Origin of the sequence: Pseudacidovorax sp. (assembly GCF_017991995.1) — a bacterium.
Classification (GTDB): Bacteria; Pseudomonadota; Gammaproteobacteria; order Burkholderiales; family Burkholderiaceae_C; genus Xenophilus.
Window position 1 is genome coordinate 98,350 of record NZ_JAGOPN010000006.1, and the last position, 16,835, is coordinate 115,184.

The 16,835-nt window shown below is 70.4% G+C and carries 11 protein-coding genes; 4 read left to right on the plus strand and 7 right to left on the minus strand.

Translation table 11 applies throughout. The features are described from left to right. Window positions 1-14: 14 nt before the first annotated feature. The 3 genes from cydD to KBC94_RS10080 form a co-directional block, all read right to left on the minus strand. The gene (gene cydD, locus KBC94_RS10070) at window positions 15-1,649 is read right to left on the minus strand and encodes a thiol reductant ABC exporter subunit CydD (RefSeq protein ID WP_294369885.1); all 1,635 of its coding nucleotides are present in this window, start codon (window positions 1,647-1,649) and stop codon (window positions 15-17) included. Between the two features lie 259 nt (window positions 1,650-1,908). After that, complete coding sequence (locus KBC94_RS10075; protein WP_234192278.1) at window positions 1,909-2,145, minus strand: hypothetical protein; 237 nt, start codon at window positions 2,143-2,145, stop codon at window positions 1,909-1,911. 69 nt (window positions 2,146-2,214) lie between these two features. Then, entirely contained in the window at window positions 2,215-2,985 is a 771-nt protein-coding gene (locus KBC94_RS10080; RefSeq protein WP_017758064.1) for an IclR family transcriptional regulator C-terminal domain-containing protein, read from the minus strand. 152 nt (window positions 2,986-3,137) lie between these two features. Here KBC94_RS10080 and pobA point away from each other — a divergent pair, with 152 nt between their 5' ends. Further along, entirely contained in the window at window positions 3,138-4,319 is a 1,182-nt protein-coding gene (gene pobA, locus KBC94_RS10085; protein WP_294369482.1) for a 4-hydroxybenzoate 3-monooxygenase, read from the plus strand. Here pobA and KBC94_RS10090 read toward each other — a convergent pair. From KBC94_RS10090 to KBC94_RS10100, 3 genes are read right to left on the minus strand one after another with little or no spacing between them, the layout of a single operon-like run. After that, window positions 4,289-10,603, minus strand: a complete 6,315-nt coding sequence (locus tag KBC94_RS10090) for an alkaline phosphatase D family protein (RefSeq protein WP_294369485.1) — start codon at window positions 10,601-10,603, stop codon at window positions 4,289-4,291. The genes pobA and KBC94_RS10090 overlap by 31 nt on opposite strands. A gap of 18 nt (window positions 10,604-10,621) precedes the next feature. Then, the gene (locus KBC94_RS10095; protein WP_294369487.1) at window positions 10,622-12,322 is read right to left on the minus strand and encodes a hybrid sensor histidine kinase/response regulator; all 1,701 of its coding nucleotides are present in this window, start codon (window positions 12,320-12,322) and stop codon (window positions 10,622-10,624) included. Next, window positions 12,312-13,142 (minus strand): response regulator transcription factor, encoded by an 831-nt coding sequence (locus KBC94_RS10100; protein WP_081682110.1) that lies wholly within the window; start codon window positions 13,140-13,142, stop codon window positions 12,312-12,314. The genes KBC94_RS10095 and KBC94_RS10100 overlap by 11 nt, the downstream gene beginning before the upstream one ends. Before the next feature lie 16 nt (window positions 13,143-13,158). On the opposite strand from KBC94_RS10100, the gene aat reads away from it, so the two are divergent. From aat to KBC94_RS10115, 3 genes are read left to right on the plus strand one after another with little or no spacing between them, the layout of a single operon-like run. Further along, the gene (gene aat / locus KBC94_RS10105) at window positions 13,159-13,920 is read left to right on the plus strand and encodes a leucyl/phenylalanyl-tRNA--protein transferase (RefSeq protein WP_294369492.1); all 762 of its coding nucleotides are present in this window, start codon (window positions 13,159-13,161) and stop codon (window positions 13,918-13,920) included. Next, complete coding sequence (locus KBC94_RS10110) at window positions 13,917-14,651, plus strand: arginyltransferase (RefSeq protein ID WP_294369494.1); 735 nt, start codon at window positions 13,917-13,919, stop codon at window positions 14,649-14,651. Before aat ends, KBC94_RS10110 begins: the two co-directional genes overlap by 4 nt. A 43-nt stretch (window positions 14,652-14,694) precedes the next feature. Next, complete coding sequence (locus KBC94_RS10115; RefSeq protein WP_294369497.1) at window positions 14,695-15,516, plus strand: IclR family transcriptional regulator; 822 nt, start codon at window positions 14,695-14,697, stop codon at window positions 15,514-15,516. Between the two features lie 113 nt (window positions 15,517-15,629). On the opposite strand, the gene KBC94_RS10120 is transcribed toward KBC94_RS10115, so the two are convergent. Continuing rightward, on the minus strand, window positions 15,630-16,781 hold the full coding sequence (locus tag KBC94_RS10120) for a serine hydrolase (RefSeq protein ID WP_294369499.1): 1,152 nt from the start codon (window positions 16,779-16,781) through the stop codon (window positions 15,630-15,632). Window positions 16,782-16,835 lie beyond the last annotated feature (54 nt).

A 16,835-nucleotide genomic window follows, 5' to 3' on the forward strand; every position in this document is an offset into this window, starting at 1 on the left:
GATGGATCGCGGCTTCAGGCCGCTTCGCGCAGCGGCGCCGCGTCGAGGCGGAGCACACGGTCCATGCGCGCAGCGAGGCGCGGGTCGTGGGTAGCCAGCACCAGCGTCCGGCCGCGACTCAGGGTGAGCAGCGCGTCGATGACGCGGTCGGCCGTCTCGGCATCGAGGTGGGCGGTGGGCTCGTCCGCCAGCAGCAGGCCGGCTTCGTCGTTCACGGCCAGCCGGGCCAGGGCGAGGCGGACGGCCTCGCCACCCGACAGGCCCACACCGGCCTCGCCAAGGCTCTGGCTGGGACGGCCGGCGGCCACGTCGGCGAGGCCTGCGAAATCGATGGCGCGGGCGACGGCCTGCGCGTCCGCGACCGGCCGACCCAGGTCCACGTTGGCGTCGAGGGAGCCGGCGAACACATGGGCACGCTGCCCCATCCAGCCCATCCGGCGGCGCAGGCCCGGCGCATGGGCTTCGTCCATGGGAACGCCGCCGATGAAAACCTGCCCCGCCTGCGGCGCGACAAGCCCGGCCAGCAGCGACAGCAGGGTCGTCTTGCCCCCACCACTGGGCGCGAGGATGGCCAGGCGTTCACCGGGGCGGACGTCGAGGTCGAACGCGTCGAGCACCGGCCGCTCGCCCGCCGGGGCAAAGCGCAGCCCCCGCACGCGCACGCCCAGCGCACCGGCAGGCGCCGGCTCTGCCGGCAGGGCAGCGTCAGACTGCCCGGGAAGCCTCGGCCCCGCGCCATCGAGTGACGCCAGCGCCTTGCGCGCGGCCTCCCCGGCCGCACGGTCATGCCACACGGCCGACAGCTCGCGCAGCGGTTCGAAGAAGGCGGGCGCCAGCAGCAGGATGAACAGGCCCTGCCCCAGGCTGAGCGTGCGGCCCCAGCTGCCGAACTGCAGATGCCCCAGCAGATGGAAGCCCACATAGACAGCCACCATGGCCACGCCCAGCGCGGCGAACAGCTCCAGCACCGCCGACGACAGGAAGGCGATGCGCAGCACGGCCATCGTGCGGCGGTGCAGATCCTGTGCCGAGGCCCTCAGCCGCAGCGCCGTGTGATCGACCGCGCCCAGCGCGCGCAGGGTGGAGAGGCCCCGCAGCCGGTCGAGCAGGAAGGCGTTCATGTCGCCCTGTCGCGCCAGTTGCGCTTCCGACGCGGCCTGTGCACGGCGGCCGACCAGCGCCATGAACAGTGGGATCAGCGGCGCGGCCACCACCAGGATGGCCGCGGCCACCCAGGACAGGGCACCCACCGCCAGCGCGATGGCGAGGGGCACCACCATGAGCCTCAGCCGCACGGGCTGGAAACGCGCCAACCAGGGCACGATGGCCTCGGCCTGCTCCGCCAGCGCGCTGGCCGCCAGGCCGGAGGCCGGCCGGTCGCGGTCGACCGGCGATCCGCCAGCGAGCGCCGCCGTTGCCGCGCGCCTCAGGGCACCGAGCGCCTGCCGCGCATCTTCAAAGGCGCGGCGCACACCCCATGCATCGAACGCCGCGCGCAGCAGCCCGACCGCCGCCACGCCACCCGCCAGCGCAAGCACGCCATGCAGGCCGCCGCCGTCGGCAAGCCTCTGGACCGCCCAGGCCAGCAGTGCCGCCTGCGGCAGCCACAGCAGGGCGGCCATCGCCTGCGCCGCGGCCGCCATCGACATCCGGCTCGGCAGCCGGTCGGGATCAACGGACGTGGATTCAGTCATGGCGAAGCGGTAAATGTTGAAATTTCAGTAATTACCGAAATTTCAATCATGATAAGTCGCCATGGGTCCGTTGACCCACCTCAAGCGGCAAAAGGTTTACTGCGACTGTAGGAATTGACTGGCGTCCAGGCGCACGACGCCAGCAGCCCCGGGGCTTGTGGTCGTGGCCTGGGCAATGGCGGCCGGCCGGCCCCGCCCTTCGGGCCGCGACGGCTCAGCCCACCTCGGCTTCGCGGGGAAAGCGTTCCATCATCTGCCGCCCCAATGGCGTGATGGCAGACACCGTGGCCGCCGGCTGGTGATGGCCGGACAAGGTCCGCACGGGACGGGGGATCACCGCCTGCACATGGCCGGCGAGCGCCAGCATGCGGATGGCGTCGATGTCGCCGCCCTCGGTGAAGGAAACAGGAAGCTGCGCGCTGGCCAAGCGGTGGAGAAGGGACAGAGGCATGGGCGAAATGTTGGGCCCGGCCGGGACCGGCGTCGCGCAACAAATTCACACAAAGTCAATTTTGCTTTATCAGAGCAGCGCCCGCAGTTCGCGCGCAGCCTCCGCGAGCAAGGGCAGCATGCTTCGTTCCAGCGCCTCGGGCGGCTGCAGCCCGCCCGACAGGACGAGGTTCAAGGCGGCCACGGTCCGGCCTTGCATGTCCCGCAGCGGCACCGCCAGGGCCTGCACGCCCAGTTCGTGTTCCTCGCTTGCCAGCGCATGGTCGTCCTTGCGGATCTGCGCCAGCCGCCGGCGCAGCTCTGCAGGCCGGGTCAAGGTGTGCGGCGTGAGCCGCGCGAGGCTGCGCCCCTTGAGCCAGGCCGAAAGCGCCGCCGGCGCCATGGCCGCCAGCAGCAGTTGCCCCGTCGACGTGGCATGCGCCGGCAGCCGGGCGCCCAGGTGCAGGCCGTAGGCCAGCACGCGCGAAGGCGCGCCATAGCTGCCGCTGCGGGCGACGATCACCACCTCCTCGCCATCGAGCACGACGGCGGAGAAGGACTCCCCCGTCTGTGCCGACAGCCGGTTGAGCGTGGGCTGCAGCGCCCGCGGCAGGCGCGACGAGGCCAGGTAGCTGCCGGAAAAACGCAGGACCCGCGGCGCCATCCAGAAATAGCTGCCGTCGGTCTCCAGGTAGCCCAGGTGCGCCAGCGTGAGCAGGTGCCGCCGCGCCGCCGCCCGGGTGAGCCCGGCACGCTGGGCGGCCAGCGTGGCGTTCAGGCGCTGACGCTCGGTGTCGAAGCTTTCGAGCACCGCCAGGCCCTTGGCTAGGCCCTCGATGAAGTCCGCCTTGGCGATGGTCATGGATCGGCTCCTTGGATCAGCGATGTTGCGCGATCATCGCGCAACCCAACGAATCATCGCGCGGCACAGCCTGACGGGCCGCCGGATCGGGACGGCTTTTTTCTACGCTTCGGCCCATCCCTTTGTTGCCCCTGGATCAGGAGACCCTTCCCATGCGTACCCAAGTCGCCATCATCGGCGCCGGCCCGGCCGGCCTGCTGCTGGGCCAACTGCTGCACGTTGCCGGCATCGACAACGTGATCGTCGAACGCCAGACCGGCGACTACGTGCTCGGCCGCATCCGCGCCGGCGTGCTGGAGCAGGTCACGATGGACCTGCTCAAGAAGGCCGGCGTCGATGCCCGTGCGCACGCAGAAGGCCTGCCGCACCACGGCATCGAGCTGCTCTTCCAGGGCCAGCGCCACCGCATCGACATGCACGCGCACACGCAGGGCCGGCAGGTGATGGTCTATGGCCAGACCGAGGTCACCCGCGATTTGATGGACGCCCGCGCCGCCGCCGGCCTGACCACCCTCTACGGTGCGGCCAATGTCAGCCTGCACGACTTCGACGGCGAGCGACCCCGCGTGCGCTACGAGAAGGACGGCGCCACGCACGAGCTCGAATGCGACTTCATTGCCGGCTGCGACGGCTACCACGGCGTGAGCCGTGCCAGCGTGCCGGCCAGCGCGGTCAAGCTCTACGAGAAGATCTATCCCTTCGGCTGGCTGGGCATGCTGGCGGACGTGCCGCCGGTGTCCGACGAGCTCATCTACTGCAACACCCCGCGCGGCTTCGCGCTGTGCAGCATGCGCAGCCGCACCCGCAGCCGCTACTACGTGCAGGTGCCGGTCGAAGAGAAGGTCGAGAACTGGAGCGACGACGCCTTCTGGAACGAGCTGCGCCTGCGCCTGGACCCGGAAGGCCGCGAGCGCCTGGTGACCGGCCCCGCGCTGGAAAAAAGCATCGCCCCGCTGCGCAGCTTCGTCGCCGAGCCGATGCGCTTCGGACGGCTGTTCCTGGCCGGCGATGCGGCGCACATCGTGCCGCCCACCGGCGCCAAGGGCCTGAACCTCGCGGCCTCGGACGTGGGTTACCTGTACCAGGCGCTGGAGCGCTACTACGGCGAGCGCAGCACCAGCGCGCTCGACCGCTATTCCGACCTCTGCCTGCGCCGCATCTGGAAGGCCGAGCGCTTCTCGTGGTGGTTCACCTCGCTGATGCACCGCTTCCCGGACACCGGCGACTTCGGCCAGAAGATCCAGGAGGCCGAGCTGGACTACCTGGTGCACTCGCCGGCGGCCTCGACCTCGCTGTCCGAGAACTACGTCGGCCTGCCGCTGGAATCGTTCTGAGCGGCACCCCGTGGACGCGGCCGGCGACTCGGCAGCGTCTCGCGGAGATGGATCGTGTCGAAGGCCGCGGCTTCCTGCCCGCGCAGGTGCAGCTCCAGCGCCAGCGTCCAGTGCCCGTCGGCGCCTTCGGACTGCCGGACGGCCAGCCAGCCTTCCCCGTCCCAGGCGCCCACGCCCTCGACCTGCAGCGTGAGGTCGCCAACGAGCGGAACCGACTCTTCCAGCAACACGGTGTCGGCCAACGAGTTGGCGAAGCGCATGGGTGCATGCAGGGGCGGTGCCACGATGGCGAGGCCCTGCAGGTCGAGCCCGATGTGCAGCCGCGCCACGGCCGAGCAGTGGTAGTCGCTGGACAGCAGCACCACGTTCTGGATGCGGTGCCGCACCAGGAGGTCGAAGAAGCGTTGCCGGTCGGCGGGCGACATCTGCCAGTTGTCGGCCTGCCGCGGCGCGGGGCGGCCGGCAAACTCCCGCAGGCCCGGCGCAATCACCGAGCCGCACATCACCCACTTCGGTGCATCGCCGTGCATCTGCTGCTCACGGCACAGCCAGTTCTCCAGCAGCCTCCAGCCGGTCTCCGACAGCAGCCGACGCGTGCCGAGTTGCCGCGAGGTGCGCGCATCCAGCATGAAGGCGGAGATGTCGCCGCAGCGGAAGGCGCCGTGGTGGCGCGCGTCGTCGGCGTCGCCTTCCGCGGCCGGAAAGGGATCCGGCCCGTGGGCGCGCTGGAAGGCGCGGTAGGCCGCGCGTGCGGTGAGCGCCCGCCATAGGCCGCCCTCGCCCAGCCACAGCTGCTCGCGCGTCCAGTTGTCGACGATCTCGTGGTCGTCCAGCACCATGAAGAGCGGCAGCCGCTGGGCCAGCGCGCGGAAGCCGGGCGAACCCATGGCGTCGCGGTAGCGCGGCAGGATGCGCTCCAACTCTGAGGCCGTGTCGAAGAGGCCGGCACGCGCATCGGCATAGACCTGGTCGCCGAGCATGGCCATGAAGCGGGCGTCGCCCGTGCGGGCATGGGCGTGCGCCAGCGCTGCCAGGCTGGCGTCGGCACGCGCCGATTCGAAGCCCGTGATGCCCGGATGCCGGCACCCCGCGGCAAGGAAACAGGTGCCCCCCTCCGCGGGCCGGCGCAGGGCATCGGCCACGTGCAACCTTGCCTGCTCAGGCGTGGCCAGTTCACGGTCCACCCGCGACAGCGTGGCCGGGTCGGCGCGGCGCGCGGCGGCGGCGCGGCGCTCCAGCTCCGCCCGCAGCACGGCCACCAGGCCATCGGCATACGCATGCGGCAGCGGCGCGCCCTGCTCGACCACCGGGCCGATCAGGCCGTCCTCAGGCAGCACGACCTCGTCCGTGGTCAGGGGGACTGCGAAGGGCGCGGGCACCCGGTCCTCGGGCAAGGGCATGCGCCGGGCGGCGCGGACGAGCAGGCTCTGGTCGATGGTCAGGCGGAAGGGCGTGGCAGCGTCCGCGGCGGCGGCCGACACCATGCCCGGCGTCTGCCCGGTCAGCACCGCCAGGTCATGGGTGGCCTGGGCATCCTCATCCAGCATTTCTCTGGGCTCCCGGACACCGGTGGATGCCGACGGGGGCGTCTGGCCCGGCACGCCCGCAGGCACCAGCGGCGCGGCACCCGTCGGCGCGGCGCTGGCGTCGAAGGTGTAGAGCCCGAAGACGTCGATGTGCACGCCCTCCACGTCCGCAGGCAGCACCACGTCGGCGACGAGCACGCTGACCGGAAAGGCCGTGCCCGGCGGCACGGTGTCGGACACCTGCGCCGGCGGCCGTGTCTGCAGGACCACGGTCCTCAGGGGCCAGGCCTGCGAGAGCCGCCATGGCTCCCCCCGGAGCTGGCCGCACGCCAGCGTCATGCCGCCCACCAGCAGGCCGCCGTGGCGGCGCCGGAACTCGGCCCACACCCGCACCACCGTCGCGCCGCCCTGCCCCGGCCGCACCCAGCCCATCAGCGGGCCGGTCGCCGGCAGTTGCGCCTCGGCATGGCGCTGCACCTGCGGGGGGGCCAGCGGGCGCGTCCACGCATCGGCCAGAAACTGCTCGATGCGGGGAAAGACCTGCTGCGCCGCAGCGCGGCCGATGGTGCAGTCGAAATGCGCGAAGCCCGGCAGCGGGTGGGCCGTGACCCGCGGCATGGGCTGAGCCGGATCGGAGGCGGTCGAGCGGCCTTCCTCGCCGAAGACCCGGCGCAGTTGATCGGCGCTGCGCGCGAGGGACGCGACGTCGAACAGCTGGTTGTCGCTGCCGTGCATGAGCATCATCGGCATGTCGAAATAGCGCCGGACCTTGTCGTCCGAGAGATAGTCGCGGCCATCGTCGTCCACCAGCCGCTCGTGCTGCACGCACTTGGCGCCATGCAGGAAGACGCCGAGGTTGGTGCGGCCGAAGTAGATGTCCAGCCGCTCGTGGAAAGTCTCGCCCAGGCGCCCGTGATCGAACAGCGGACTGAGCAGCCCGGACATGCGCTTGCAGGTGGTGGTGTCAGGCTGCTCGACGCGCAGATCGGCTTCGTGCGGGCAGGCCTGAGTCTTGTGCGGACAGTGCTGGGCATGCGGGCACGCCGGATCGTCGTGCGGGCAGGCCTCGCCGCGGGGAACGCAGGGCAGGTCTGCGTGCGGCATCGTGGCGAAGAGCCGGTCCAACAGCCCGTGCAGCAGGTCGGGCGTGCCGACGCCGGCGGCGAACTCCAGGAACTCGCGGCCGAGCACGTTGTGCATGAAGGCGCCCAGCTGCAGGCGCTGCTGCGCCGAGTTGGAGCCGATCACATAGGGTTGGAACTGCGAAAAAACGGCCCCGCCCAGGCGATGCACCTGGCCGTCGCCCTCGGGATGGCGCACGGCCAGGTGTCCGCCGGCCAGCGACATCGCCAGCGAAGCAGCGCCCACGCAATGGCTGAAGGCATGGATGCGCAGCAGCTCGGGCGCCAGGTCGAGCTCCTGGCCCAGCTCTGCGCACACGCGGGCCACGGCCGACGGAATGTCGAAGGCCGCGATGTCGTCCATGGTCGAGAAGCGGGCGGAGGCATCCAGCAGCGGACTCACGCGGTACTCCAGCAGCCACAGGTCCCAGCCCTCGTCGTACAGCCGCGCCGCCAGCGCATCGGCGCCCATCAATGGCTCGACGAAGGGCAGCGTCGACTGGGCAAAGCCGTTGATCATCAGCAGCGCACGCACGCGGCAGGCCCCCTGCCCGTCGGGGGCGTGCACTTCGGGCCGGGGCTGCCGGTAGCGCACCAGCGCCAAGTCCATGGGCGAGGCCGCCGGATCCGCCAGCCGCGCGCGCACGCGCAGCCGGATCGGCGCACAGGGCGGCACCTGGCCGTGCCGACGGGTCTGCAGTGGAGGAAAGCCGCCATGGGTCCAGCCCTCGGGGAAATGCAGCCAGACCTGCTCGGCCTCGCCACCTGCCGGGGGCGCAGGCGGCACGGTGCGCCGGGCGTAGTCCGGCGCGCGGAAGTCCAGCAGCCGCGTGCGCAGCAGCCCGCGCGCGAGCATCAGCGGATAGCCCAGCGCAGCCATCGTCGCCGTCACGCTGTCGCGGCCGCTGTGCAGCTGGGGCAGCAGGTTGCGGGCGATGTCGGGCATGTCCATGCGCAGCCGGCCCTGCAGCAGGACTTCGCCGGACGCGTCGCTCAGCGACAGGGGCAGTTCGCCCAGTTGGCTCCAGACGCTGGGGCGCGGCACGGCGGGCCAGCCACCGGCCCATGCAGCGCGGCACCACTGCCCCAGGTCCTTCCAAGACGCTGCGCCATCGATGACCTTGGTGCCGCGCAGATGAAGCGGCGGCTCGTCCCTGGCCTTGTCCTGGTCCTTGTCCTGGTCCTTGTCCTCGACCTCCATGCGCAGGACCATGCGGTAATCGAAGACCCGCACTTCCGCGGCCTGCCACAGCATCCGGGCCACCCGCCACAGGTTGGCGGGTTTCAGCGAGAAGCTTCCGCCGCCCTCCTTGCCGGAATCCGGCAGCCAGCGGCTGAGGGTGTAGGTGAGGACCAGCCGCAGCCAGCGACTCGCATGCCGCCGCCAGGACTCCGGCTGGCGGGCATACAGGTCGGCATGGCCCTCTTCCACCCACAGCGTGCGCCGTGCGCGGCCTTCGAGCTGCACCAGCAGGCGCGAGGCCTCGTAGGCCGCGGAGGACGCCGTCCCCGAGGGCTGGACGAGCGCCCGATGGCGCGGGTCGGCCAGGAAGCGCGCCCAGTCGCTCACCTCCATCTGCACGAAGAGCGAGGCGGCATCGCCGACGGGCACCGCGTCCCGAGGCCAGGGCCCGCACCATTGCTGCGAGGGCGACGGCTGCACCGGGCCGCGAAGCACCTCGCGCAGCGACGCACCCGGGGCGACGGCGCCGGCGGTGCTCGTCGGCCTGGGCGCGGGCAGGACCGGCGCAGGCAACGGCCGAGGCACGGCGCCGGCCGGCGGGGGCATCCGTGCGGCCGACCCGGCATGCAGGCGCTGCACCAGGTCGGCGCAGCTGCGCTCGGCCAGGGCGGTGATGGTGAGCATGGGATTGACACCGAGCGACGTCGGAACCACCGAGCCGTCCATCACATACAGGCCTTCGTGCACATCGCTGCCCTGCGGTCCGCGGAAGACCTGCCCCAGGTGGTTGCACACCCCTTGCACCGCATCGTCGCCCATGGGGCAACCGCCGAGCGGATGGACGGTGACCAGCAACTGGCCCATGCTGGCCCCGCCCAGCAGGCCGTCCAGGGTGGGCGGCAGGATGCCGCTGCCCGGATTGCGCAGGTAGCGCCCATCCTGGCCCGTGGCGGGCGCCACGCGGGCCCGGTGCAGCGGCGGCGCGGACGCCGCCTCGGGACGCGGCCACTGCCAGCGGATGCGGTCGCTGCGCGTGTCCAGGTCGATACGGGCCGGGCTGTCGTCGTGACCCATGCCCAGCAGCGTGAGCGAGTGGGTCAGGACCTTCGGCTGCGGCGCCAGGTCGTCCACCTCCGTCGATGCCGGACCGGCGGGGTCGTCCAGCCCGGCGAGCGTGGTGAGCGTCTGGATGAGTTCCTGGAACACGGGCGCCAGCAGCCCCGGCACGCCGCCATCCTGAACCAGGGTCGAGCGTCGCTCGTCCGCGGCATCCCGGAAGCGGATCATGGCCGAGATGGTGGGCCCCGCCGGTTCGGGGTTTGGGCCGGCGGCGGTGTCGCCCAGCGCGTTGGCCGGCGCATCCAGCTCGGCAATGCAGGCCACGTCGTCGCCGTTGCCGGACACCCGCTCGCCGAGCCGGTCGCTGGTGGCGAGCGGCGCGCGTGGCGCGCCCTCTGGCGTGGAACGGGAGCGCAGTAGGATCTCCGTGCTGCCGAAGGTGCCGGCGGCCAGCACCACCTGCCGTGCGCGCAGTTCATGGACCCAGCCGGCGCGGGCCGCGGCGCCTGCATGCTGGCGCTGGCCCTCGTACAGGCTGCGCTCGGCCGTGCGGACCACGCGCAGCACCCAGGGGAAGTCGCCATCCTCCTCGCGATGGACGCTGAGCACCGTCACGCCCGCGAAGAGCCGCGCCCCCGCCCGCCGGGCAGCGGGCAGGTAGGTCTTGGTGAGCGTCAGCTTGGCGTCGTCGTTGCATCCGCTGACGCAGTTGCCGCAGCCGGTGCAGGCCGACCGCGGGCCCAGCGCGCCCTCGTGCGCCGTGACCTGCCAGGGATGCAGGCAGACGGCGATGGGCACCTCCTCGAACTCGGGCCGGACCGCGGCGGAATCGCCCCGGGCCGGCCGGGAGGGCAGCCGGTCGTGCAGTCCGCGCAGCGTCTGGTACTTGCGCGTGCCCTGCGGGTCGAAGCAACGCTGGCCGTCCTCCGGCCTGGACAACTCCAGCATGGCACGGGCGCGGTCGAACCACGGCTGCAGGTTGGTGCGCCGGATGGCGGCAGGCCAGTGCTCGGACTGGAACACCACCGCTTCGGGCTGCAGGCCGACACCGGCGTTGATCAGGCTGCCGCCGCCCAGTCCGTTGCCCACGAGGGCCGCGGCGCCCTGCCCCACCCGGAAGTCGAAGAGCGCATCCTCATAGCCGGCCCCCTGGACGCCGGTCGCGCCCTGCCACTGGGCGCGCACGTACTTGCCGGCATCGCTCAGGTCGCTCGGGAATTCGCCAGCCACGTATTCCTGCCCGCGTTCGAGCACGACGACATTGAACGCGGCTTCGGCCAGCCGCAATGCCGCCACCGAGCCGCCGTAGCCGGAGCCCACGACGACGGCGTCGAAACGTCGCTGCTCATCGGGCGCTTCGAGCAGCGCCTCCAGGTTGTCGGAGAGCCACTGCATCGATCACCCTTTCGTTCATCATTCGTCCATGGCGCGGAACAGGCCCAGTACGGCGCGCAGCTCTTCGGGATCCACCGGCTTTTCCAGCACCGGCAGGCCCTCGTCGGCCAGTCGCTGACGAATGACCGCATCGGATTCGCCCGTGACGATGACGCAGCCCATCTCGGGCTGATCGCGGCGCAACGCCTCCAGGGCCATCAGGCCGTTTTCCGAAGGGCCGAGGTGGTAGTCGGCCAAGGCCACATGCGGCGGTCCCAGGCGCTGTACCGCAGCGGCCACCTCGCTGCCGCTGCGGCAGGTGGCGACCACACAGCCCCATTGCTCCAGCAGGGCGCGGGTGGCGTCGAGCACCGTTGCCTCGTCGTCCAGTACCAGCACGCGCAGGCCCTGCAGGTCGGGCAGCACCACCTCGGGCTCGACGGCCTGCTCGTCGCTGGGTTGCGCCAACGGCAGCATCAGGGTGACCCGCGTACCGGAGCGCCGGACCGGGTCGACGAATTCCATGTGCAAGCGGGCGTTGAGCAGCCTGGCCAGGCGCTGCACGATCGACAGCCCCAGCCCCATGCCGGACGAGACCACGTGGCGGCTGCGATAGAACTCGTCGAACACCCGGTCCTGCTCCTCCACCGGGATGCCCGGGCCCGTGTCGGAGACCTCCAGCATCACGCCATCGGGCTGCGTGGACAGCGCCAGACACACCCCGCCATCGGCGCCATGCTTGAGCGCGTTGTCGAGCAGGTTGCGCAGCACCCGCTCGAGCAGTGCCAGGTCGGTGCGGACATGCGCCGTCTCGGCCCGGCATTCCCAGCGCCGGCCGCCTTCGAGGCACAGGGCGCGGTACTCGATGTCCAGGCGCGCGACCAGCGGCGCGATGGGCACGTAGCGCAGTTCGGGCCGCAGCGCCCCGCTGTCCATCCGCGAGAGATCCAGGATGGCGGAGAAAAGCTGCTGCAGCCCCTCCAGCGCGATGGCCAGGGCCTCGCGCGCCCGGTGGATGTCCTCTGCGGTGGTGGCACGCGCCAGCACCCCGCCCAGCAGCCCGATGGCATGCAGCGGCTGGCGCAGGTCGTGGCTGGCCGTCATGATGAAGCGGGTCTTGGCGGCGTTGGCCGCCGACAGCTGCTTGACCAGTTGCGCGTTCTCGGCGCGGATGGCGATGCCCTCGGCCACGCGGCGGGAAAAGCCGTGGGCGAAGACGCTCAGCACCAGCCAGTACATGAAGAGGCCGCCGAAAATCGCCGGGGCGAGCTGGGGCGTGAAGTCCCGCGCCCAACCCGCGGCCACGCCCCCCAGCATCAGCCCCAGATAGCCGGCGTACAGCCGAGGCACGATGCCCAGGGATGACATGCCCGCTGCACCCCAGCAGCAATAGAAGAGCGTCACCAGCAATCGCGTCTCGGTCTGCATGTGCGGAAGCCCCAGCAGGGGCAGGCTGACCAGGGCAAAGGCCAGCAGCAACGAGGAGGCCCAGAGGATGCGTCGTGCGCTGCGCGTGGGACGCCCTTGCGACAGCCAGCGGGCCGCCACGGCCATGACGCGGTTGCGCAGCAGCAGAGACCCCGCCGCGGCCACGCTCCAGGCGAGAACGCCTGATGCACCCACATCCCGCCATGCGACCGCGGCGAGGATCAACACACCCACCAGGGCCAGCCTGGCCGCGGCGGCGGCCTGGGCCAGGGCGAAGCTGATCAGGTCGCGGTCGTGCGCCTCAGCATCCAAGCGTGATGCCTCGCCGATGCGCTTCCACCACCGCCTGCGCACGGGAGCTGACATTGAGGGCCCGGAACACCGCCACCGTGTGGCTCTTGACCGTGCCTTCGGACAGGCCGAGCGTGCGTGCCACCTGCTTGGCCGACATGCCGTGCAGCAGGCAGTTCAGCACGTCGCGCTGCCGGGCCGACAGCGACAGCCCATCGTCCGGCACCGCGCGGCCCCGGCCGCCGGCCTTGGCCGTGATGCTTTCGGGCAGCGCAAGCCGGCGACCGCAGACATCCTTGAGCGCCTGGAAGAGCACCGTCTCGCTCGCCGACTTGAACAGATAGCTGGAAGCACCGGCCTGCAGCGCCGCATCGACGCTCTGGGGGCTTTCGTCCGCAGAAAGGACGAGCACGGCCAGTTCCGGCCGCAGCTGCTTGACCTCCGACAGGACGCTCAGGCCGGACATGCCCGGCAACTGAAGGTCGAGCACCAGCAGGTCGAAGTCGCGGCGCCCACGCAGAACCTCGACGAGGTCGCGGGCGTTGCCGGTCTCGGTGACATCGCTGGTGGGATCGACCTGACGCGCGAGCAACCGCAGTGCCGTCCGGATGGGCGGATGGTCATCACAGATCAGCAGGCGGAACACGCAAGCTCCAGGAAAGGCGGATCGCCTCGAATAGTTCTCCACGCCGGCAAAGCCTTGGGCCGGCGCCCTCATGGCTGCCTCGCGGCGGCCGGCCGAGAGTGTGCCGCAATCCAGGCCCTTACCCTTCGCCTTTTTGGGGGAAATCGGAGAGTGCGGCCCATTGGAAGCGGCGCGTGCCGGGATCGCGCCCGGCATGCGCCAGAATCCAGCCGTGGCACGACTTCCCCGCAAACTGCCGTGGCTCGCCGCTGGTGAGCCGCTCCCACCGCCAGCAACCGCGTGGGGGCCCCAAGATCCCGTTCCGGGCGTCGTGGCGGCCGGCGGCGCACTGGACGTGCCGACGTTGCTCGACGCCTATGGCCACGGCATCTTCCCGTGGTTCGGCGACGACCAGCCCATCCTGTGGTGGAGCCCGGACCCGCGGATGGTGCTCCGGCCTGGCGCCTTCCGCTTGCACCGCTCGCTGCGCAAGACCCTGCTGGCGTTTCGCCAGCAGGCGCCGCGGTGCGAAATCCGCATCGACCATGCATTCGCCGACGTGATCACCGCCTGCGCCGAGGCGCCCCGGGCGGGCCAGTCGGGCACCTGGATCCTCCCCGAGATGCAGCAGGCCTATGTGGCACTGCACCGCGCCGGCCACGCGCACAGCGTGGAGACCTGGATCGACGGACAACTCGCGGGCGGCCTCTATTGCGTGGCATTGGGCCGGGCGGTCTACGGCGAATCGATGTTCGCGCGGCGCACCGACGCCTCGAAGATCGCACTGGCGGCCCTGGTGGCCTTCTGCCGCAACCACGGCGTGCAGGCCATCGACTGCCAGCAGAACACCGCCCATCTGGCCAGCCTGGGCGCGAGCGAATGGCCACGGGCGCAGTTCCTCGCCCATATCGGCGATGCATGCAGGCAGCCGCCCATTCCTGCATGGCAATTCGACCCCATATACTGGAACGAACTTCTGCCGGCACAGCAATGACGCTCCTCAAGGATCTGCCGCTCCAGACGCTGCAGTTCTACGCGACAGCGCCCTACCCCTGCAGCTATCTGCCCGACCGTCAGGCGCGCTCCCAGGTGGCCACGCCCAGCCACCTCATCAACAGCGACGCCTACTCCGACCTGGTGCTGGGCGGCTTCCGCCGCAGCGGAATGTTCACCTACCGCCCCTACTGCGACGGTTGCCGCGCCTGCATCCCCCTGCGCATCCTGGCGGAACATTTTGCTCCCAGCCGCAGCCAGCGCCGCGCCGCGCAACGCCACCAGCATCTGCAGGCCCGGGTGCTGCGACTGTGCTTCGTGCCCGAGCACTACCAGCTGTACCTGCGCTACCAGAACGGCCGCCACGCCGGCGGGGGCATGGACCACGACAGCATCGACCAGTACACCCAGTTCCTGCTCCAGAGCCGCGTCAACTCACGGTTGGTCGAGTTCCGCGAGCCGGCCGACGACGGCAGTCCCGGCGCCCTGAAGATGGTGTCCATCCTGGACGTGCTCAACGACGGACTGTCGGCCGTCTACACCTTCTACGAGCCGGAGGAAGGTGCTGCCTATGGCACCTACGGCGTGCTCTGGCAGATTGCCCAGGCGCGCGAACTCGGCTTGCCGCACGTCTACCTGGGCTACTGGATCGAGCACAGCAACAAGATGGCCTACAAGGCCAAGTTCGCCCCCCACCAGATCCTGGTGGACGGTGAATGGCGCGAAGTTTGATTTCACGCTATAAAATGGCGGCCGTTTGGTTCAGTGCCGTCCCATGAGAAAGAACAACACCGACGTTCCTGCCACGCCCGTCATCCAGGTCATCGAGCGCATGTTCGCCCTGATCGACGTGCTGGCGTCTCGCGAGGACGCGATCTCCCTCAAGGAGATCAGCGAAAAGACGGGGCTCCATCCCTCCACCACCCACCGCATCCTCAACGACCTCGCCGTCGGACGTTTCGTGGACCGGCCGGAACCGGGCAGCTATCGCCTCGGCATGCGGCTGCTCGAACTGGGCAATCTGGTCAAAGGCCGGCTGAATGTTCGCGACGCCGCCCTGGGGCCGATGCGCGAATTGCACAAGCTCACGCAGCAGCCGGTCAACCTGAGCGTGCGGCAAGGCGATGAGATCGTCTACGTGGAGCGGGCCTACAGCGAACGCTCCGGCATGCAGGTGGTGCGGGCCATCGGCGGCCGTGCGCCACTGCACCTCACCTCCACCGGCAAGCTGTTCCTCGCCGCCGACGAACAGCAGCGCGTGCGCAGCTACGCGACGCGCACTGGCCTCGCAGGCCACACCCGCAACAGCATCACGCAGTTGCCTGTCCTTGAGCGCGAACTCGCCCGGGCGCGGCAGTACGGCATCGCGCGGGACAACGAGGAACTGGAACTCGGGGTGCGCTGCATGGCGGCAGGCATCTACGACGACCAGGGCAAGCTCGTGGCGGGCCTGTCCATCTCGGCCCCCGCCGATCGGCTCGATGACGGCTGGCTCCCCAAGTTGCAGGCCACGGCGAACGAGATCTCCGGCGCGCTCGGCTACACGGATGCGACGCCGCCCTCTGCCGACATGGCACAGCCGGCCAGGGCGGCCTGACGCCACAGCGTCGTTCACGGTTCCCGGCGCGCCGCGGGTACGCCGACGCAAAACGCAAAGGGCCCTCGAGAGGGCCCTTGGTTCATCTGGAGCAGCCCATACTGCCCCGGGGGTCAGCCAGAAATCTGGCTGCTGGCCGTATGCATCGGCGCGAAGCGGTTGGTCTCCACCCAGCGGCGAACGCGCTCGGCATCGGCGATCCGGCTGAACTTGCCGGCAGAGTCCAGGAACACCATGATGAGCTTGCGGCCGGCGACGCGCGCCTGCATCACCAGGCACTGTCCGGCCTCGGAGATGTAGCCCGTCTTCTGCAGACCGATGTCCCAATCGGGGCTGCGCACCAGCCGGTTTGTGGTGTTGAACTGCAGCATGCGGTTGCCCACCTCCACCTGGTATTCCGGCGAGGTCGTCAGGCTGCGCACCAGCGAATCCTGCGACGCGACAGCCACGAGAAGGGCCAGGTCCTGGGCCGTGGACTGATTGCTGCTCGACAGACCCGTGGGCTCGACATAGCGGGTGTCCTTCATGCCGATCATCCGCGCCTTGGCATTCATCACGCTCACGAAGGTGGCCAGACCGCCTGGGTAGGTACGCCCCAGCGCATGAGCGGCCCGGTTCTCGCTCGACATCAGGGCAAGATGCAGCAGTTCGCCGCGCGGCAGCGTGGTGCCCACGGCCAGGCGCGAACGGCTGAACTTCTCGGTGTCCACATCGTCCTGGGTGATGGTGATCGGCTCGTCCATCGGCAACTTCGCCTCGCTGATCAGCAGGCCCGTCATGAGCTTGGTGATCGAGGCGATGGGCAGCACGGCATGGTCGTTCTTGCTCAGCAGCACTTCGCGGGTGTCCTGGTCCATCACCAGCGCCACGCTCGACTTCAGGTCCAGCGGGTCCTGCGAGTGATGAAGGCCAGCGAGTTGGCCATAGGACTGGCGGGGCGGCTCGGCGACGCGCACCACGGAGCGACGCTGCACGGCCACCACCGTCTTGCCGCCACTCTTTCGCACCGTCGCGACCACATTCCGGCCACCGCGCACGGCACGCTCCTCGGTGCGGGTCTTGGACGCCTTGGTGGCGGGCTTGGCCGCGACCTTGCTGGTGGCAGTTGGCCGCTTGGCCGCGGCCTGCTGCTTCTTGCCAGTGGCATGGGCGGCGGGCGTCAGGAAGGAAACTGCGCAAAGCGCCACGGCCAGAAGGCGCAGCGCGGGCAAGTACCGCTGTGAAGGAATTCGGGGCAAAACAGGCTGCGCGGGGGCTTCGGCCATCAACTACTCCAGCGGCATGGAAATCTACAAGGTGCCGCAGTCTATCGAATACAA